The following is an 18129-nucleotide window of genomic DNA, read 5'->3' on the forward strand; positions in this document are numbered from 1 at the left end:
CCGCACGGCGCGCAAGGGAGAAGTACGTGGAGAATTTAGGCCCGCTTTCCGAAGACGGCCTCGTTTGCCTGTTGAATCATCAGGGCGAGGTGCTCCAAGACCCGACCTTCTCGCCCTACGCATCGCACCTCACTCCAGAGAAGCTGCGCGAGTTCTGGCACGACATGTCCGTGCTGCGCGCGTGGGACATGGAGGCCATGAGCCTGCAGCGCCAGGGTGAGCTCGGGCTGTGGGTCCAGTCGTATGGCCAGGAGGCCGCACAGATAGGCTCTGGCCACGCGCTGCGTGATCCCGACTTCGTCTTTCCTAGCTACCGCGAGCACGGCGTTGCCATGACCCGCGGCGTCGACCTGCCCAGCATTTTGCGCATCTTCCGCGGCCTCGAACACGGCTCGTGGGACCCAGCCGAGCATGGCTTCCACCTCTACACGCTGGTGATCGGCGCGCACGCTTTGCACGCCACGGGTTACGCGATGGGAATGGACCGCGACGGTCTGGTTGCCAGCGGTGATGCGAATAAGGACGGCGCGGTGGTGTGCTACTTCGGAGACGGCGCCACCTCGCAGGGCGACATTGCCGAATCCATGACGTTCGCGTCCGTCAACAAGGCACCCATCGTCTTCTTCTGCCAGAACAACCAGTTCGCAATCTCCGAGTCGGTCACGCGCCAGACCAACATCCCACTGGCGGACCGCGCCAAGGGGTGGGGCATGCCCTCCATCCGCGTCGATGGCAATGACGTGATCGCGTGCCACGCCGTCACTCAGTGGGCACTCGAGTACGCCCGCGCCGGCAACGGCCCCGTCTTCATCGAGGCGCTGACGTATCGCATGGGTGCTCACACCACCTCGGACGACCCCACCCGCTACCGGACCAAGGCCGACGAGGAATACTGGATCGAGCGTGACCCGATCGCACGACTCACCGCCTACCTCGACAGCACCGGCGAACTGTCGGACGAGTTCCGCGAGGCCGTCGCTGGGGAGGGCAAGGCGCTCGGCGCCCGCACTCGCGAGAGCGTGCGCGGCTGGTCCAAGCCGGCCACGCTCGAGATGTTCGACCACGTGTACGCCCAGCCACACTCGACGCTCCAGGCGGAACGCGCCTGGTTCGAGCGCTATGAGCAGTCCTTCGCGGACGTGGAGGCGAAGAACTGATGAGTGACGTAGCAAACAACGCGACCGGCACCACCACCATGACCATGGCCGGTGCGATCAACGCCGGCCTGCGCACCGCGATGGAACGTGACCCCAAGGTGCTGCTCATGGGTGAGGACATCGGCGCGCTCGGCGGCGTCTTCCGCGTGACCGACGGCCTTCACAAGGACTTTGGTGACGACCGTGTCATCGACACTCCGCTGGCCGAGTCCGGCATCGTCGGGACGGCTATCGGCCTGGGAATGCGCGGCTACCGCTCGGTGTGCGAGATCCAATTCGAGGGCTTCATCTTCCCCGCGTATAACCAGATCACCACGCAGCTCGCCAAGATGCACTACCGCTCCCAGGGCAACATCACGCTGCCCCTGGTCATCCGCGTGCCCTACGCAGGCGGGATCGGCGCCATCGAGCACCACAGCGAGAGCCCCGAGGCACTCTTCGCGCACACCCCGGGCTTACGCATCTTCACCCCGGCCACGCCTCAGGATGCCTACGACGGCATCCAGCAGGCGATTGCCGCCCCCGACCCGGTCTTGTTCTTTGAGCCCAAGGCCCGCTATTGGGACAAGGGCGAGGTCAACACCGGAGCGGTCGAGTCCCGGTTATCCGATGCCGCGGCCACCATCGGCATCAGTGGCGCCCGAGTCGCCCGCGAGGGCACCGACGTCACGTTGGTCGCCTACGGCCCGACGGTCCGGCTCGCGCTGCAGTCCGCCGAGCTCGCGGCCCAGGCTGGCACCAGCGTCGAGGTGATCGATCTGCGCTCCATCTCCCCGCTCGACTCCGACGCGGTCGTGAAGTCCGCCAAGAAGACTGGCCGCGTGGTCGTCACTCACGAGGCCGTGACCACCTTTGGGGTCGCCGCTGAGGTCTCCGCGCGGGTCACCGAGCAGGCCTTCTTCCACCTCCACGCCCCCGTCCTCCGCGTGGGAGGCTTCCACACCCCCTACCCTGGGGCTACGTTCGAGCACGAGTACCTGCCGAACCTCGACCGCGTGCTCGACGCTGTTGACCGCGTGATGAAGCACTAAGGAGACACGGATGCCTACCTTTGAGCAATTCAAGATGCCCGATGCCGGCGAAGGCCTGACGGAGGCCGACATCGTCACCTGGCGCGTCGCCGTCGGAGACACGGTCGAGATCAATCAGCCCCTGGTCGAGATCGAAACAGCGAAGTCCCTCGTGGAACTCCCGTGCCCGTTCGATGGTGTGGTCACCAAGCTGCTCGCCGCCGAGGGAGACACGGTCGAGGTGGGCGAGCCGATCGTCGAGATCGACGTTGACCCGGATGGCGAGCCCTCACCCGAGCCCGCTGAGCCTGCCCAGGACGCCGCAGCATCGGCCGAACAGTCCGCTCCTGAAGGAGCGAACGACGAATCGTCCTTCCGCGAGGGACTGGGCGACCAGTCTGAAGGTGGTTCTGGTGAATCGTCCTTCACGACGGGACAGGCGGACGATGCCGCGGCCGGCTCAGCGACAGGCGACACGGCTGGCTCGGAGGCTGCGTCCGCCCAGGCGGCGGCTCCCGAGACTCAGGACGGCGAGTCGGGTGCGGTCCTCGTGGGCTACGGCGTCAAGGCCGGGTCGGCGACCCGCCGTCCCCGTAAGGAGGGCTCGCTCGATCCCATCGGCGGCGAGGGCGAGGGCGACTACCCGGTTAAGGCCAAGCCTCCGGTGCGCAAACTTGCCCGTGAACTCGGCATCGACATCACCACCATTTCTCCGTCGGGCCCCGGCGGTATCGTGACGCGCGGCGACGTCGAGGAGCAGTCCAAGGCGCGATCCGCCAAGACTCTCGCGACCTACCCGGGCGACGACCAGCCGTGGCTCGAGTCGGGCAAGGTTTCGCCCGATGGTCGGAGCACGCGTGTGCCGGTGAAGTCGGTGCGCAAGCGCACGGCGGAGGCCATGGTGGTGTCCGCCTTCACCGCCCCGCACGTCACCGAGTTCCTGACCGTGGACGTCACCGAATCGATGAACATGGTGGCCAAGCTCAAGCAGGATCGCGACTTCGCGGACGTGCGCGTCACGCCTCTCTTGATCGTGGTCAAGGCGCTGCTGCTCGCGGTGCGTCGTCACCCCGAGGTCAACGCCTCGTGGGATGACAAGGCTCAAGAAATCGTCTACAAGCACTACGTGAACCTCGGCATCGCGGCCTCAACCCCTCGGGGCCTCATGGTGCCCAACATCAAGGACGCGCACCGCCTGTCGCTGCACGACCTTGCAGTCGAGCTGCAGGACCTCACGGCGGAGGCCCGCGCCGGACGCGTGCAGCCCGCCGCGATGTCGGATGGCACCATCACCATCACCAACGTGGGTGCGCTCGGCATCGACACCGGCACGCCCATCCTGAACCCCGGCGAGGCCGCCATCCTTGCCTTCGGCGCCGTCCGTCAGCAGCCGTGGGTGCACGAGGGTGAGATTCAGATTCGTTGGGTTACGCAGCTCGCGCTCAGCTTCGACCACCGCTTGGTCGACGGCGAACTTGGGGCACGCCTGCTGTACGACGTGGGCCGCGTGATGAACGACCCGTCGCAGGGACTCGTCTGGGGCTAGGGCTCAGCGTGCAGGCACGTCCTGCGCGCCCCCGCCTTCAAGCGGAAGTCACACCCAACGAACCTCGACGGGCTTGCCCACGAAGACTCCGTAGGGCTCGAACGCCTCCTCAAAGGAGGAGCGGTCCTTCGTGGTGAGCGACGTGCCCTCGGCCGTCGTAAGGGGTGAGGCCTCCACCACGCACGACTTGGCGCGCATCGTCCGCTTCCAAGTACCCATCACCCGACCATCCCGCACCAGGGTCGAGCGGAAGACGCCGTTGTTGCCGGGCACCACCTCCTTGAACCCCTCGGGATCCAGCATGATTGAGCGGTCGCCATAGCCCAGCATGTATTCGTCAAATCCTGGCGGGGTGAGGAAACCCTTCGCCTGGGGGGCAGGGGCGTCGAGCGCCTCAGGAGTGACGAGCATCGGCCCGTCCTCGGTTGCCACCTCCACTATCGCGTCGCCGGCCGCGGCCACCGCCGTGCGGCAGTCGCGTACGCCCATGCCGGTCCAGCGGGCCATCTCTGTGACGGTGACCGGCCCATGGCTGCGGACGTAGCGCAGCGCCACGATACCGAGTGCCTCATCGCGTTCGGGGGTGTGCGGATCCGGCACGAACTCATCCAGCAGGACAAAGGTTTGCTCCTTGCCCACGTGCGGCGCGATACAGGTCACCCCCTTCTGGCTCACGTACCAGAGCAGGTGATAGCCCACCTGGCCTGCGCTGGAGATGCCCGCCTCATTCAGCGCCTGGATGCACTCGGCACGAGTGAGTCGCTTGCCGCCGCTCAGCACATCGCGCAGAGTATCGACGGCCAGCTCCACGGTCGCGTCCGTGATCCCCAGGTACTCGCGACGCTTGGCTGCTCCAGCCAGTGGCTTCGCGCCCATCAGTGTCACCATCCACTTTGCATCGCGCGGTGGCACAAAGTGCACGGTGCCGCGCATGGGCCACGTCCGTAGTGCCTCCTTGCGCTCAAGAGCGTCGGTGATGTCCGACTCGGTCGCCCCTGGAATCCGTACTCCAAACGACCACAGGACGCTGCCCAGGTCCTGGGCCTGCATGGCCCCACACCACTCGACGATCCCGGCCACGGTTCGCTCGGGCCCGGCGGCGGCATCGGTCGACGTGCCATAGCCGTCGAGGAGCAGCGCGCGCATGCGGGCCGCGAGCACGTGAGCGGAGGTGAGAGTCATCTCTCCAACCTAGCGACCCCCGCGACCCGCACCGGATGCGCGGGGCGCAATCCGAGCGCGCAGACTCTGCTCAGGAAGCCCCCTCGGCGGACGTAGGCTTAGCCCATGTCCATGAGTACCCTCGTCTTCGCGTCGGCGGGTGTTCGAGACATCTCCTTGGGCGTCACCGTGGGTGCGCTGCTTGTGATCATGGCCCTGTTGCCGCGTGGCCACGGCGCCGTGAATCGCATGGGACTCGTGGCCCGTGTCGCATCGGCCGTCTGGGCGGTGAGCGCCGTCACGTACCTGGTGGCCTCGTATGCGCAAATCGTGCCGCGGACGGGCACCGGGCAAACTGCCTCGTATGGAGCCGGGTTCATCCAGGAGGTGTGGTCGTTCGCGACCACGATCGACCTGGGCAAGGCGTTCCTGCAGATGGCGCTCGCGGCCATCGTGGCCTCCGTCGTGGTGGGATTTGTGCGCACACCCTCGGCGGCCGCCTGGGCGCTGGTGCCCGTCGTGTGGGCGCTCGGCTGGCAGGCGCAGACCGGCCATGCCGCGGGTGCGGCCGACCACCACCTCGCGGTCAGTTCCATGTTCCTGCACGTCGCGGGCTCGGCGGTGTGGATCGGCATCATCACCGCGGTTGCCCTTGGCCGTCGCCACCTGGGCGCCTCAACCAAGGACGTCGTGTTCCGCATGTCACGCATCGCGCTGTGGGCCGCGATTCTGGTGACGGTCTCCGGTGTGGGAAACGCGTGGTTGCGCTTCAACGATCCCTTGGATCTGTTCACGTCCACGTACGGTCGCATTCTGTTGCTGAAGCTCGCGCTGATGGCCGTGGTCGTCGCGCTCGCCGCTTGGCACAGACGGCGGACGATGCCGCGGTTGAGTAATACCGACGTTCAGCAGCGCTTTTGGAAGGTCATGGCAGTGGACGTGTGGGCGCTCGTGGGCGTGGTGACGGTCGCCGCCGTACTCTCCGGCACCGCCCCGCCCGCGGACTTGACGCCGATCGATGCCCCGACCCCCGCGTACTTCCTCACCGGTTATGACCTGCCGCCCGCACCTACCTTCCTCACCTGGTTTGGCCAGTGGAGGTTCGAGATCATCAGCGCGTATGTGTTGGTGGCGCTTGGTGTTGTGTACCTGATCTGGGCGCGCCGCCTCCATCGCCGTGGGGATGGTTGGCCCTGGTATCGCAGCTTCTCGTTCATCTTTGGGATCGTCGCCATGATCTGGATCACGCAAAGTGGCCCCGCGATCTACGGCTCAGTGACCTTCAGTGGGCACATGCTCCAGCACATGATGCTAGTCATGGTGGCGCCGATTCCCCTCGCACTTGGAGCCCCCGTGACGCTCGCGCTGCGGGCGCTCCCGCCGCGAGCGGACAAGTCACGCGGTCCGCGCGAGTGGATCAGGGTGATCGTCGAGTCGCGAATCATGCGCTTCCTTGCGAACCCCGTGGTTGCGGCCATCAACTTCGCCGGCTCCCTGGTCGCCTTCTATTACTCGCCGGTGTTCGAGTTCGCGCTACGCAACCACGCCGGACACCTATGGATGGTGCTGCACTTCACGCTGGTGGGATACCTGTTCGCCAACGCGCTAGTGGGAATCGATCCCGGCCCCAAGCGCCCGCGCTATCCACTACGGATAGTTCTGCTCTTTGCCACGATGGGGTTCCATGCATTCTTCGGTGTGACGCTCATGGCGTCGCAGGTGCTGCTCGCTCCCACGTGGTTTGGATTGATGGGTCGACCCTGGGGGCCCGATGCGATCACCGACCAGCAGTACGGTGGCCAGATTGCGTGGGGAATCGGCGAATTGCCGACCGTCTTGCTAGCGATCGGAGTGGTGATCGCATGGCGGGCGGCCGACGCGCGCGAGGGCAAGCGGAAGGATCGTCAGGCTGACCGCGACGACGACGCGGAGCTCAAGAAGTACAACGCCATGCTGGCGCAGGTGGCAGACCAGGACGGGCAACGCGGCGAATAGTCTGCGTGGCCACCGTGACCCCCATGAGTTATCCACAGATTTCGTCCACAGGACTGTGAACAATCGGTGACGCGCGCTCCTCAGGTGTGGAAAACCGTGTGGGTAAAAGGTGGAGGAAAAATAGTGCTGGATTCACCTTGCGTGAGACCTCAGAGGCGAGTACGAATAGGGACATCGGAAGGCGCTGAGACCGCTTGAGTTGAGTTGGGAAACCGGCTCAGATGGCCCAAGTATCACTGCCGGATCCCCGGGCAACCGGAGACCTGGCCTCAGGATCAGGGTTCGCAGTCGAGGCAAGTTCCGGACACTTCGGACAACGACAGTCCACGTCAAGGGGCCCGGGTCGCATCAGCTGCTCGGCGCTACTGAGAACTGTGCGTGACGGCGCAGGGACTGGCGGCCCGGAGGGTCGACCGAGAGGTCACTTCCTTAGGGAGGTGTCGCCGCATCGTCAATCGCGGCCGTCGGGGGAAGCGGTTCGCCGTGGCCCTCGAGAACTTGAGGTCATGGCAAGGCCCCCCGAACGCTTACTTCGGGGGGCCTTCGCCTTGCCAGGGGCGACACTGGAGGATTTCTCCGCCCGGGCATCGTCCGCTGGCAATACGGTAAGTGCCTCCCGCAGCGAAATCGGTCAGGACACGCCCAGGTGGCGCGCGGGAACTAGTGCTTAGGCTCCGGCGCCCACTGTTCGGCGTGGTCCTTGGCCCATTGCGCGAAGCCGATGGGCTCGTTGCCCGTCACCGTCTTGACGTCGTCGGTGAGTCCGCTGGCTTTACCGGCGCGAGCTATCGAGTAGATCATGATGGTCACGAACACCATGCCCCATGGCATGCCCAGCACCGAGCGGGCGTGGCGTGCGTAGCGGAAGATGCCGGGCTTCGCGTACGTGATCTCTCGGCCGAGCACGTCGGAGATCGTCGCGGCAACCTGAGTGTAGGTGAGTGCCTCCGGGCCAGTGGGGGTCCAGCCCTTGTTCACGTGATCCGCGGGGTGGAGGAGCGCCTCGACCGCCACGCGAGCGATGTCGTCCGCCGCGACGAAGCTGGTCGCGCCGTTTCCGGCGGGAACCATGAGGTTGTCACGGTCGCGAATGTCCGTGAGGTGCGTGGTGGTGAGGTTCTCCATGAAGAACGACGGCCGCACGAAGGTCCAGTCAAGGCCGGACTCCTTGAGCCACACCTCGAGGTCGTGGTGAGGGACGGTCTTGTTGTGCTCCGCACCCTGGAGGGAGAGCAGCACCATCGACTCCACGCCGGCCGCCTTGGCGGCCTCGAGCGACGGCACCATGTCGCGGGCAATCTTGGACAACTGCGGAGGACGCATCAGGAAGACCTGATCGACACCTTCATAGGCGGCGGCCCAGGTATCTGGGTTGGTGAAGTCGAGCGCGACGGCCTCGACCGTGTCGCCGAACTCATCTATTACGCCTTGAGCGTGGAAGCCCGCGGCGCGCACCGGCACGCCGGCGGCGAGTAGGCCCGCGACCACGACCTTGCCGATGTTGCCGGTGGCGCCGGTGACGAGGATGGGTGCGGTCATGATGCGTCTTCCGTTCTGTGAGTTGAGGTGTGGCGATCGTGTCCTTATGTGTACTATACATGTATGTTCACATCTCAGGGCAACGGAGTGGTTGACGACGCGTCGGGAGTGACGAGTCCCGACCTCGCGGCGCTGGACGCCGCGCTCCTGCAGCTGCGGAGGTTCGCGGCACCCCCTGCAGCCCACGCCGTCCGCGGGACCGAGGGGCCGGTCGAAACCTCGACCATCCTCGTTGTCGACGCCACCGCGCGCCTCGCGGAGGCGAACGAGCCCGCCACGGTGGGAGCAGTCGCCCGCGAGATCGCAGTGACTCACTCGACGGCGAGCAGGCTCGTCGGCCGGGCTGTGGACGCGGGCATGATTGTGCGCGAACGCTCGCACCGCGACGCACGGGCCGTGAGCCTCGCGGTTACCCCAGCCGGGGTGGAGCTACAGCTGCGCTCGCAGGAGTTTCGTCTCGCGCGCCTGCGTGACCTCCTCGGAGACTGGGAAGACGACGCGACGCGACAACTGATCGAAAGCATCGGCGCTCTTGCCGAGGCTGTGAATGATTCTGCCTACCCATCAAAGGAGATCCCCTCATGAACATCGCACTGTGGATCGCTCAGATCCTGTTGGCCCTCGCTTTCCTGGGCGCCGGCATCACCAAACTCAAGGACGACCGTCTCACCTACGCGGCCAACCGTCCCCCCATGACGACCTTCGCGGAGCGACTATCGACGCCGTTCTTCAAGACACTCGGCGTGTTGGAGCTGCTGGGTGCCATCGCGCTCATCGTGCCGTGGGCCACCGGCATCGCCCCCATCTTGACGCCCATCGCCGCCGTGGGATTGGCGCTCATCATGGTGGGAGCGCTCGTCGATCACGCCAAGCACGGCGAGAAGCAGGCCTACCCGGTCAACCTCGTGCTGGGCGCGCTCGCGATTCTGGTCGCGATTGGTCGGTTCTAGGCCCGACACGCGACTCTTGGGGCTAGTGCAGCCCAAGTCCGAGCGTGCGCGAGACAGTGACCACCACGCCGTTCTCCGTATTGGAAGGCGCCTCGAAGCGGGCCCTTTCCTTGACCTGCGGGTGCGCGTTCGCCATCGCGTAGGACCACTCGGCGGCGTCGAGGAGTTCGAGGTCGTTGAGGTAGTCGCCGAACGCCATGGTTTGGGAGGCAGTGACGCCTAGGGCGTCCTGGAGCGCGCGGAGCGCCCCGCCCTTGTTGGTGGTGAGACCCATGAGGTCCACCCAGTGCTTGCCGGACACGGCCACGCGCCCCTCATCGCTGAACTCCGTCAGCACCGGTGCGGCTCCGTGCTCGGACCCGTCAAAGTCAAAGACGGCAATCTTCAGGATGCCGTCCTCGGGCCAGTCGAGCAGGTCGTCGATGGTGGCGAGGCTGCGGTAGTAGCGCGAGGTCTCCGCCAGGAAGGCCTCGTCGGCGCGCTCGACATACGCGGACTTCTTGCCGCAGACGACAACGCCGATGTCTCCGCCTCCGGCCGCGTGCTCCCGCAGTCGGGTCACTACGCGCCTGACCAGCGCATCGTCCATCAGCGTAGAACTGACTTCCTCGGTGCCCTGCAGCACGTAGGCGCCGTTCTCCGCGATGAAGTCCAGGCCGTCGGCCCGCTCGCCCATCTGCTCAAAGAGCGAGTAGTACTGGCGCCCACTGGCAGGGCAGAAGGTGATGCCGCGCTCGCCCAGGGCGTCCAGGAATGCGTCGAAGTTGTGGGGCAGTTTGTGGTCGGCATCCAGGAATGTGCCGTCCATGTCAACGGCAATCAGGCGGATGTCGGGGTTGGTGTCGCTCACGGCGGCGCTCTCCAAGGGATTGACTACGGGTGGGGACGCGACTCTGCGACAGGACTAGTCTACGGGGCGCTGTTTTCCGTGCGGCGTTGCTCTGCGAGCTCGTACGCGGCGTCCAGGTTGCCGATGATCGACGGCGTCTGGGGGATGATCGCGTCGGATAGCCGCTTGACGGTGCCGTCCTTGGCCAGGTGGTCGCGAAGCGTGTCCGACACCCCGCACAACACCACCTCAATGCCATCCTGATGCCACTTCTCGAGCTTGGCATCGAGAGACTTGAGGAACGTAGCGGAGGGGATCCCGGCACCCTCCCGTAGTGAGAGGACGATGGCGGCGTGGTGCCCGGAGGTCGCCTCCGGCCATTCGCTCTCGAGCCGGTTGACCTCGGCGAAGAACCCGCTGCCCGCGTAGTGCAGCACGGTGGTTTGGTTCTCGGGGAAGGAGGTGGGTAGCTCGGCTACCGACCAGTCTCCCGTGTCCGAGCGAATCAGGCGGACGATGCGGCCTTGCTTGGAGGCTTGGGCGGCGTAGAGAACGATCGAGACGCCGGCGCCAAAGAAGATCGCGACTTGCAGCGGCAAGCCTGTGGTCGCCACGAAGGTCAATACCATCGCGAAGGCTGACAACGCAGAAGTGCGCCACACCAGCTTCATGTCGGGGATTCGACCCACCACCAGCTCGCCCCCGATGACGAGCAGCAGGCCGCCAATGACCGGCATCGGGATCAGGCCGGCGAGTGGTCCGATGGTCACGACGATGATGAGCAGCCACAGTCCGGCGAAGATTCCGGCCCATCGCGTCATCGCTCCGCTGCTGGTGGCGATGCCAGTGCGAGACAGTGAGCCGCCCGTCGGTAGCGCGGCGAAGAACCCGCCGCCGATGTTCGCGAGGCCCTGGGCGGTGAAGTCCTTGGAAGCATCCGAGCGGCTGCCGTCGGGGTTGGGGACGGAGGCGCCAATGCCGGCCGCCTGGGCGAGGGCGACGAGCGCGATCGCGACGGCACCGACCGCGAGGCTCGGGATGGCCGACAGGTCCGGCAAGGTCAGCGGCGGGAGCGAGCGCGGCACGTCGGCAATGTCGGAGACCAGCTCGACGTCAATCTTGGCGATGGCGACAATCACCGTGACGACAAGCAGGGCAATCAGCGTGGCGAGGGACGTGAGTCTGGGGATAAGGCGAACCACCGCCCACACGGCCACCGTCCCGATTGCGACTGCGACGGACCACGGGTCCCAGGATGCGATGTGAATGGCGGAGTCAATGAGCTTGCCGACGGTGTTCGAGCTATCCGAGTCGTACCCCGTCGCATCCTTCATGACGCCCGCAACAATCTGCACGGCAATGCCCGCGGTGAAGCCAGTCATGACCGCGGTGGAGACGAACGACATCACCGAGCCCAGCTTGAGCAGGCCCAGGGCCAGCATCGCCAGGCCCACCATGATGGTGAGCATTGCTACGGCGCCAATGTCACCCGGGTCTAGCCCCGCGTCGGTTAGCACCGACTTGGCGGACAGCGCGATCGCGCTTGTCAGGGTGGTGATCATCAGCACGGTGCGCGCGAACATCGAGCCCAGGATGGTGGGGACGATGCCGGACCACAGGCCCATCGGCGCCGAGAATCCGCCGATGGTCGCGTACGCCATGCCCTCGGGGATCGAGAAGAGGCCGGTGACGAGGCCGGAGATCGCGTCTTTGGGAGTCGGGCGGCCCAGCTTTCCGCGCTTCTTGCGACCAGTTTCCGATGACTTGCCGGCCGATGCGGCGGAAGGAGAGACGCCCTCCGAGGGGTTTTCGGTCACCGAGATGATCCCTTCGTCTGGCGCTACGAACGACGAGCCACGAGCGGGTGACGGGAATCGAACCCGCGCTATCAGCTTGGGAAGCTGAAGTTCTACCATTGAACTACACCCGCGCATCGAGTTACCTCGATGAATTCACCATACTAGCCTCCGGCGGCGAACCCTCCGGCGTTCGCGGTCAGGACGCAGTAGGCACGCAGATCGTGATCGCCTTGGGACGCACCTTGACCTTCAGTTTCTCAACCTTCTTGCGTACCCCGCCGTCAATCTCGTACGGAGTAGGTGCGTCGAACGTCATCTTGAATTTAGATCCGCGAGCGGTGATCACGAACGGGGAATTCTCGGTCTTGCCCAGCACTACCGTGCCGAGGGTGCGGATCCACTCGGCTTGACTCTGCGCGGTGACGATCCCGATTTCCAACAGACCGTCATCGGGGCGCGCGCCGTCGAACACCTCGATGTCGCCAAAGACGTCCTTGACGTTGCCCACCAGCACACACGTCACCTCGCCCTTGTGGAACGTGCGGCCGTCCACCTCGACCTTGGCCTTCACCGGACTGGTCTTGAGGTTACGGGCGCCGGTCCACAGATAGGCGGCGCGTCCCAGGCGATCCTTCAGCCCCGAATCGGCGCCATCGATCATCAGGGCGTCGAGCCCGGCGCCGGCCATCACGGCAAAGTACTCGCCATTGGCCTTTGCGAGGTCAAGCTGCTTGCGCTCACCATGGAGTCCGATGCCGACAGCGTCGGCGACGTCCTGAGGTACACCCAGGTTGGTGGCGAGAAGGTTTGCCGTCCCCGCGGGCAAGATGGCGATCACCGCATCGGTCTGCGCAACCGCATTGATGCACCGCTGAACGGTGCCATCCCCGCCCCACACAAAGATGAGGTCTGCCCCCTCTGCCATGGCGTCATTCGCACACTTCGGTACCTGGCGACTCTTCGCGACCTCGTACCACAGTGGCTCGGGGTGCCCCGCGTCGTGGAGCACGCGACGCAGTTCCCCAAGCCCTCCGCCGAATGACTTTTTGGAATGAGCGATGACCGCAATGGTAGGCACGGGGATTCTCCAATTGGCGAGGGGATTGGCGTGCCGACCCGAGAAGTCCCGGATCGGCACGCCGTTCGGCTCAGTTGAAAACTACTGAACTAGGTGAAACGTCGGCGGTTCACCAGAAGTGCTTGCGCCCACCTACGGCACGTCCCGTTGCCCCGAGGATCCAGAGGATCACGCCCACAATGATGAGAATTCCACCGATGGTCGCGAGAAATGGCACGGGGAGGAGCAGGCCAATGATGAGCAAAATGACACCAAGAATGATCATGTGAACTCCCTGTTAGATGTTGAGTACTGCGAGTTCATTCTAAGGATCGTGAGGGGACTAGGCGCGGTAATGGGCACCGTTGGGCCGCTACGGCGCGTCGTGCGCGTCCGCCGCTTGGGCCAGGCTTTGGCGATGCCCCAACTGCTCGAGCCATTCGACGAGTTGTCGATGCACGGTCTCCGCACCGCTCAGGCGACCGCGGTCATCCAGCAGCGAGCGATAGATCTTCCAGTCGCTCGGGTAGACGAGTAGTGGCCGGGTCTGCCAGCCGCCCACGCCGCCATGCGAGCCCACGAGTTCCTCGAAGGCCGCGACCTCGTCCAGGTCCGCGTCGTAGAGTGAGTTCACGTAAATATCGGGGGCGTCCGTAAACTCCGCGACGCGCGCAAAGTCCGCCCGCGCATCGTCCCCGAAGGCGGCCAGCGGGTCGGTGCCCGTCACCACGCCCGTGGTCAGGTTCACGACGCCGGCGGCGCCGATCGCGACAGGCCCGTTGGGTGTCGCCACCACCAGGAAGCCGATGCCGGGGTGCGTTGCCAATGCCTCCACCAGACCGGGGTAGCCACGTTCGATGGCGGAGAGCGTGAGGCGCTTGGTGTGCTGCGCGAACCAGATGCCGCCCAAGTTCCCCGAGCCGATCACGGCTACGCGCGGTCGATCCGTGCCCTCGGCCGCAGCAGCGTGGGCGGCTTCATCCCGCGCGAGTGCCCGATGCGTCAGTCGTCCCGTCACGCTGGACTGGCCGCCCAACTCGGCCGCGAGTTCGTTCGCCAAGCCCCACTGTTCGGATTTGTCGCGGGTGGTGCCGGCCTCGGCCCGGTGGCCATGTGCATGCGCTGACGTGGGGGCGTCGGGATTGTCGATGTGGGCGGTGACGAACTCCTCGAGGCTCATCCCGTAGCGTTGCAGGAACGTCGATCCCTGACTCTGACCGTGGTCGGAGATCGCCACGATCTTGTAGGGACGGGGAGTCGCGCCCGAACTGGCCAGCGCCTCGAGCCCACGCATCACGTCGTCCAGGCCGTAGAGCGACGCCAGCGACTCGGGTCGGGTGACGCCGGCATGGTGGGCCACCTCGTCATAGTCCACAAAGTCCACGTAGATGGACTTCCGTCCGGCCATCATGGCCTCGACAATTAGTGCGACGTTGAGGTCGCGCAGGAACACGTTGGTGATGGCGCGCAAGGCGACGTAATTGCCGGCTCGCTTGATGCGCGGTGTGACATCCCGGCGTTCCTGCCGACGGGCTTGGAACAGCTCCTTCACGGCCTCCCCGATGGACAGGATGACTGCGCGCAGAAAGCCGGCGGGGTGCGTGAAGAACGAGGCATAGGACTCGCTTGGTCCCAGCCCCTCGGTCTTGTTGCGCAGCCCGCTGACAGTCACCTGAGCCACGGCCGCGTCCCCGGAAAACAGGTTGGAGATGGACACTCCGTCGTCGGCGAGCAGACCGCGGCCATTGCTCACGCGTTCCTCGATCAGCGCGGCATCGGCCGGCACGTTGGCGACCACCAGGCGACCCAACGACCGGTCCCACCACCTAAATGCGGGGATGTTGTCGTTGTTGCCGTGCAGGATTCCGGCTTGGCTGACCGGGGTGGTGGATGGAACCTCGGCACGCCACTCGACGAGTTTGTGGGAACCGGACCGAATCCATCGGCTGAGCGTGGGCAGGTTGCCCGCGCGAATCTCGCCTCGGAGCACCGGCGCGGGCACGCCGTCCAGTTGGACAAACAGTACCCCGGTGACATCTGGGTCCTCGATGGGCGCCCGGCCCGGTGTTGCCGCGTTGGCCTTGCCCCGCGCGGAGCCCTGCCGCTTGGCGCTCATGCGCAACGCGTGCACCATGAGGTAGTCCTGGGTGCTGACGGAGAAGCACCAGGCAATCACCGTGAGGAGCAGGGCATAGACCCAGGACGCGATGATCGCAGCGGTGGCGCTCGAGGTCTCGATGCCGGGCGTCAGCCACAGCCCCGCGCCCACAAACACCGCGTTGGCGAACAGGGCGAGTGCGAGTGCGCCGATCCACCCAAATAGGCCAGCGATGCGCACCAACAGTGGACGCAGCGCCCAACTGGCGGCCACGATGGCCACCACCGCGAGGGGAAGTGACCACCATGACGACTGCGAGATACCGGGGGAGATCCACACCGTGAGGCCCAACGCGGCCGCCCGGATCAGTACATCGGCCGCGCCCCTGCCGCGCGAATACCGCTCGTGCCCCACCCCTGAGGCGACCATGGCATCGGCGACGGATTGCGCCGTGCGAGCTGTGCTGGTGGAGGCCCCAGGGCGGCCAGAGTTGTTGCTCATCCGGGCGCGTTTAGGCGGTCGACGCGGTCAGGGAAAACTCGGTGTGTCGCGTCTCGCCTGGCTGGACCAAGAACAGTCCGGTGCCCTTGACTGCCTGCGCGTCGAGCGTGAAAGCGTCGTTGACATTGGTGACGGGCTCGATCGCGAAGAAGGGCTTGCCCTCTGGCGCGAACGCGATCACGTGAGACAGCAGCTCTCCCGCTTGCATCGTGACTGCCAAGGCGCCTGGATACTCGATGACGGCGACGGTGGGGGACGTGCGACCCGTGAGGCAGTCGTCGACCACGTCGGTGCCCAACTCGCGTCTGGACCGGAAGTCGGCTCGCGGAGAGATGGGTCCGGCGGCGGCCTCCGGGAGGGAGTTGATCAGCTCGTAGCTTTGGTCGCAGTTGATCTGGAGGTGAGGGGCCGCGGACTCGGTGCCATCGGGCAACGCGAGGTGGCGCTGGAAGTAGGGGTGTTGACCCAGGCCAGCGGGGAAGGTCTCATGGTCGGTGTTGGTCACGGACAGCCCCCACGTGAAGCGGTCGCCCTCGAGTGTGTACTCGAAGCGCGCGGCGAAGGTCCAGGGGAAATTGACTCCGTAGACGTCGCGCGAGGTGAACTCCAGAATCACCGAGGTAGCCGACTGCTCGACCACGGCCCACGGGTACTCGATCGCCGCGCCGTGACGCGCGGTGCCATCGCCCGGGTTGGTGCGCAGTTGATAGGTGCGTCCCTGCCACAACAGCTTGCCCTCGCGGATACGATTGGACCAGGGCACCAGCGGGAATGATGCGCACTCCGTGCGGTTGCCGAGGTCTTGCTCCGCAGTGGGACGCAGCACGTCGACCCATGCGCCGTCGATGCGTACCTGGCCGAACGCGACGGAACCACCCGTGGCGGGCACGAGGCCCACGCGCCAGTGGTCGTTCTCGAGGGTAATGACGGTAGGCGATTTACTCATACTGTGACGGTAGCGCAAGGCCCTACGAAAACTCGCAGGGTCGCCAACCAATCCGCCGTGCGGCGAGGCACGAAGTAGAAGTAGCGCGGCAGGCGCGCCATCACATCGCTCGAGGGGTAAGAAAATGTCTGAGGCACCTACGTCTAAATGGGACGGTCACTTCTACATGATGTTGCGGGGTGCCATCGGCGGCCTCGTGGCAGGAGTCATTTTTGGGCTCTTCCAAATGTGGTTCCTTGCCGACGCAGGGGTGCCAGCGGACACGATCATCCACATGATCGCCACCATCGTGCAGCCGGACGAGTACTTTGCGGCCGGGACCACGTCCCTCGCCGTTGGCTGGGCAGTTCACGTGGGCCTGTCCATCACCTACGGTGCGCTACTCGGCCTGCTCGCGACAGAGTTCAAGTCCAACGCCTCGCGCGTGGCACTCGCCGGCTTCTACGGCCTGGTGGTCTACATGTTCAACTTCCTGTTGCTAGTGCCGCTGTTCTACCCGGTATTCGAGATTGCGAATCAGCCCTTCGAGGCCGTGGTGCACGTCGTCTACGGCTTCCTGCTCGCACCGTTCCTCGTGAAGTGGCGCGGCTTCTCCAAGAAATCAGACGAGCTCCCGGCCATCGTCGCGAGGGCCGCCGCGAACGCAGATCAGCCAGTCCCTGAGTACGCCACCTACAACCCGGCGCAGATGCGCTGACCGGCATCGTGCCTGATACACGGCACGCGACCTGAGAAATCTGGAATATCACCCGGCAAATCCGCGTTGTTAGCGTCATGCTAGATTCCGTCGGCGGAGTTGCGACGGGCGTCACCGTGGCGCGCGTCTCCGCACGATGGCGCGAGTTCAAAGGAGATGCACATGGCACTCGGTTCAGGAATTTTTCTACTGGTCGTGGGCGCGATCATGGCGTTCGCGGTGAAAGACAACGTCGACTCTGTCGACTTCGTGATGATCGGCTACATCTGCATGGGTGCGGGTGTCCTCGCGATCATCATCTCGCTCATCGTCAGCTCTCAGCGCAGCAACACGGTTCACACCGAGCGCGTTGAAAAGCACGTTGACACCCACCAGAACAACATCGAGAACTAGAGGCCACAGCGACCTCAGCACCGCCCCGCCGCCTTGTGCCGCGGGGCGGTGTTCTTTTCCCCCTGCGAGTCGTCGACGACAGGCGTACGGTAGAAAATATGAGCGTGCACGACGACGAGCACCGCACGTTGGCGATCGAAGCCGCCAACGCGGCGGGTCGTGTCTTGTACCTGTTCGAACTCGAGGATTCGAGCGATCATCGCCCGCGCGACGCCATCGCCACCATTCGTGCTTGGGCCCACGGCGGTGTCTCCGTTAGCGAGGCGCGCGCCGCCGCGTTCTCAGCCAATTCCGCGGCGGCCGATGCTCGAACCAAGGCCGCCCGCGCAGCAGCCCGCGCTGCCGGCCATGCCGCGGCGACAGCCTACGTCGCGTCCCATGCCGAACTTGCGGAGAGTTTCGCGGAGAAGGCCGAGCGGTTGGCCCATCGTCGCTATTCGATGGCGTGACT

General features: G+C 65.4%; 17 protein-coding genes and 1 tRNA gene. 9 read left to right on the plus strand and 9 right to left on the minus strand.

Translation table 11 applies throughout. From position 1 onward, the window contains the following. The first annotated feature begins 26 nt into the window (after positions 1–26). Genes AOP73_RS03970 through AOP73_RS03980 form a run of 3 tightly spaced genes read left to right on the plus strand, consistent with a single transcriptional unit; the run spans position 27 to position 3713 of the window. Complete coding sequence (locus AOP73_RS03970) at positions 27–1157, plus strand: thiamine pyrophosphate-dependent dehydrogenase E1 component subunit alpha (RefSeq protein WP_061963302.1); 1131 nt, start codon at positions 27–29, stop codon at positions 1155–1157. Continuing rightward, positions 1157–2188 (plus strand): alpha-ketoacid dehydrogenase subunit beta, encoded by a 1032-nt coding sequence (locus AOP73_RS03975; RefSeq protein ID WP_061963303.1) that lies wholly within the window; start codon positions 1157–1159, stop codon positions 2186–2188. Before AOP73_RS03970 ends, AOP73_RS03975 begins: the two co-directional genes overlap by 1 nt. 10 nt (positions 2189–2198) lie before the next feature. Next, positions 2199–3713, plus strand: coding sequence for a dihydrolipoamide acetyltransferase family protein (locus AOP73_RS03980; protein WP_061963304.1), 1515 nt, complete (start codon positions 2199–2201; stop codon positions 3711–3713). A gap of 48 nt (positions 3714–3761) precedes the next feature. Here the strand turns inward: AOP73_RS03980 and AOP73_RS03985 are convergent, their stop codons facing one another. Beyond that, positions 3762–4895 (minus strand): winged helix DNA-binding domain-containing protein, encoded by a 1134-nt coding sequence (locus tag AOP73_RS03985; protein ID WP_061963305.1) that lies wholly within the window; start codon positions 4893–4895, stop codon positions 3762–3764. Positions 4896–5000: 105 nt separating this feature from the next. Here AOP73_RS03985 and AOP73_RS03990 point away from each other — a divergent pair, with 105 nt between their 5' ends. Beyond that, positions 5001–6869: a bifunctional copper resistance protein CopD/cytochrome c oxidase assembly protein gene (locus AOP73_RS03990; RefSeq protein WP_061963306.1), complete on the plus strand. Its 1869-nt coding sequence runs from the start codon at positions 5001–5003 to the stop codon at positions 6867–6869. Positions 6870–7529: 660 nt separating this feature from the next. Here the strand turns inward: AOP73_RS03990 and AOP73_RS03995 are convergent. After that, a complete protein-coding gene (locus AOP73_RS03995) occupies positions 7530–8408 on the minus strand; it encodes an NmrA family NAD(P)-binding protein (RefSeq protein ID WP_061963307.1) in 879 nt (292 codons plus the stop codon). Between the two features lie 63 nt (positions 8409–8471). On the opposite strand from AOP73_RS03995, the gene AOP73_RS04000 reads away from it, so the two are divergent. Both AOP73_RS04000 and AOP73_RS04005 read left to right on the plus strand, forming a co-directional pair. After that, positions 8472–8993 carry a MarR family winged helix-turn-helix transcriptional regulator gene (locus AOP73_RS04000; RefSeq protein WP_061963308.1) on the plus strand — a complete coding sequence of 174 codons (522 nt, stop codon included), beginning with the start codon at positions 8472–8474 and terminating at the stop codon, positions 8991–8993. Then, positions 8990–9358 carry a DoxX family protein gene (locus tag AOP73_RS04005; RefSeq protein WP_061963309.1) on the plus strand — a complete coding sequence of 123 codons (369 nt, stop codon included), beginning with the start codon at positions 8990–8992 and terminating at the stop codon, positions 9356–9358. The genes AOP73_RS04000 and AOP73_RS04005 overlap by 4 nt, the downstream gene beginning before the upstream one ends. 22 nt (positions 9359–9380) lie before the next feature. On the opposite strand, the gene AOP73_RS04010 is transcribed toward AOP73_RS04005, so the two are convergent. From AOP73_RS04010 to AOP73_RS04035, 7 genes are all read right to left on the minus strand, one after another. Continuing rightward, on the minus strand, positions 9381–10208 hold the full coding sequence (locus tag AOP73_RS04010) for a Cof-type HAD-IIB family hydrolase (RefSeq protein WP_236683496.1): 828 nt from the start codon (positions 10206–10208) through the stop codon (positions 9381–9383). 59 nt (positions 10209–10267) lie between these two features. Beyond that, the gene (locus AOP73_RS04015) at positions 10268–12004 is read right to left on the minus strand and encodes a SulP family inorganic anion transporter (protein ID WP_160295430.1); all 1737 of its coding nucleotides are present in this window, start codon (positions 12002–12004) and stop codon (positions 10268–10270) included. Positions 12005–12046: 42 nt separating this feature from the next. Further along, positions 12047–12117: transfer RNA gene (locus tag AOP73_RS04020), tRNA-Gly, on the minus strand. A gap of 65 nt (positions 12118–12182) precedes the next feature. Next, positions 12183–13064, minus strand: coding sequence for a diacylglycerol/lipid kinase family protein (locus AOP73_RS04025; RefSeq protein ID WP_201774490.1), 882 nt, complete (start codon positions 13062–13064; stop codon positions 12183–12185). 109 nt (positions 13065–13173) lie between these two features. Next, complete coding sequence (locus tag AOP73_RS11840) at positions 13174–13329, minus strand: DUF6131 family protein (protein WP_152650525.1); 156 nt, start codon at positions 13327–13329, stop codon at positions 13174–13176. 87 nt (positions 13330–13416) lie between these two features. Next, positions 13417–15642: a phage holin family protein gene (locus tag AOP73_RS04030; RefSeq protein ID WP_061963311.1), complete on the minus strand. Its 2226-nt coding sequence runs from the start codon at positions 15640–15642 to the stop codon at positions 13417–13419. Between the two features lie 10 nt (positions 15643–15652). Then, complete coding sequence (locus tag AOP73_RS04035; RefSeq protein ID WP_061963312.1) at positions 15653–16588, minus strand: aldose epimerase family protein; 936 nt, start codon at positions 16586–16588, stop codon at positions 15653–15655. Between the two features lie 124 nt (positions 16589–16712). Between AOP73_RS04035 and AOP73_RS04040 the strand changes: the two genes are divergently transcribed. From AOP73_RS04040 to AOP73_RS04050, 3 genes are all read left to right on the plus strand, one after another. Then, a complete protein-coding gene (locus tag AOP73_RS04040) occupies positions 16713–17285 on the plus strand; it encodes a hypothetical protein (RefSeq protein ID WP_152650526.1) in 573 nt (190 codons plus the stop codon). A 162-nt stretch (positions 17286–17447) separates the two neighbouring features. Further along, positions 17448–17678 (plus strand): DUF6458 family protein, encoded by a 231-nt coding sequence (locus tag AOP73_RS04045; protein ID WP_061963314.1) that lies wholly within the window; start codon positions 17448–17450, stop codon positions 17676–17678. Between the two features lie 98 nt (positions 17679–17776). Continuing rightward, positions 17777–18127, plus strand: a complete 351-nt coding sequence (locus AOP73_RS04050; protein ID WP_061963315.1) for a putative immunity protein — start codon at positions 17777–17779, stop codon at positions 18125–18127. Positions 18128–18129: the final 2 nt, after the last annotated feature.

It is taken from the genome of Demequina aurantiaca (assembly GCF_000975135.1).
Lineage (GTDB): Bacteria > Actinomycetota > Actinomycetes > Actinomycetales > Demequinaceae > Demequina > Demequina aurantiaca.

Bases quoted from the DNA above. Each gene is read 5' to 3' on its own strand.
- AOP73_RS03975 (WP_061963303.1), top strand. From the start codon at position 1,157: ATGAGTGACGTAGCAAACAACGCGACCGGCACCACCACCATGACCATG.
- AOP73_RS03980 (WP_061963304.1), top strand. From the start codon at position 2,199: ATGCCTACCTTTGAGCAATTCAAGATGCCCGATGCCGGCGAAGGCCTG.
- AOP73_RS03985 (WP_061963305.1), bottom strand. From the start codon at position 4,895: ATGACTCTCACCTCCGCTCACGTGCTCGCGGCCCGCATGCGCGCGCTG.
- AOP73_RS03990 (WP_061963306.1), top strand. From the start codon at position 5,001: ATGTCCATGAGTACCCTCGTCTTCGCGTCGGCGGGTGTTCGAGACATC.
- AOP73_RS03995 (WP_061963307.1), bottom strand. From the start codon at position 8,408: ATGACCGCACCCATCCTCGTCACCGGCGCCACCGGCAACATCGGCAAG.
- AOP73_RS04000 (WP_061963308.1), top strand. From the start codon at position 8,472: ATGTTCACATCTCAGGGCAACGGAGTGGTTGACGACGCGTCGGGAGTG.
- AOP73_RS04005 (WP_061963309.1), top strand. From the start codon at position 8,990: ATGAACATCGCACTGTGGATCGCTCAGATCCTGTTGGCCCTCGCTTTC.
- AOP73_RS11840 (WP_152650525.1), bottom strand. From the start codon at position 13,329: ATGATCATTCTTGGTGTCATTTTGCTCATCATTGGCCTGCTCCTCCCC.
- AOP73_RS04030 (WP_061963311.1), bottom strand. From the start codon at position 15,642: ATGAGCAACAACTCTGGCCGCCCTGGGGCCTCCACCAGCACAGCTCGC.
- AOP73_RS04035 (WP_061963312.1), bottom strand. From the start codon at position 16,588: ATGAGTAAATCGCCTACCGTCATTACCCTCGAGAACGACCACTGGCGC.
- AOP73_RS04040 (WP_152650526.1), top strand. From the start codon at position 16,713: ATGTCTGAGGCACCTACGTCTAAATGGGACGGTCACTTCTACATGATG.
- AOP73_RS04045 (WP_061963314.1), top strand. From the start codon at position 17,448: ATGGCACTCGGTTCAGGAATTTTTCTACTGGTCGTGGGCGCGATCATG.
- AOP73_RS04050 (WP_061963315.1), top strand. From the start codon at position 17,777: ATGAGCGTGCACGACGACGAGCACCGCACGTTGGCGATCGAAGCCGCC.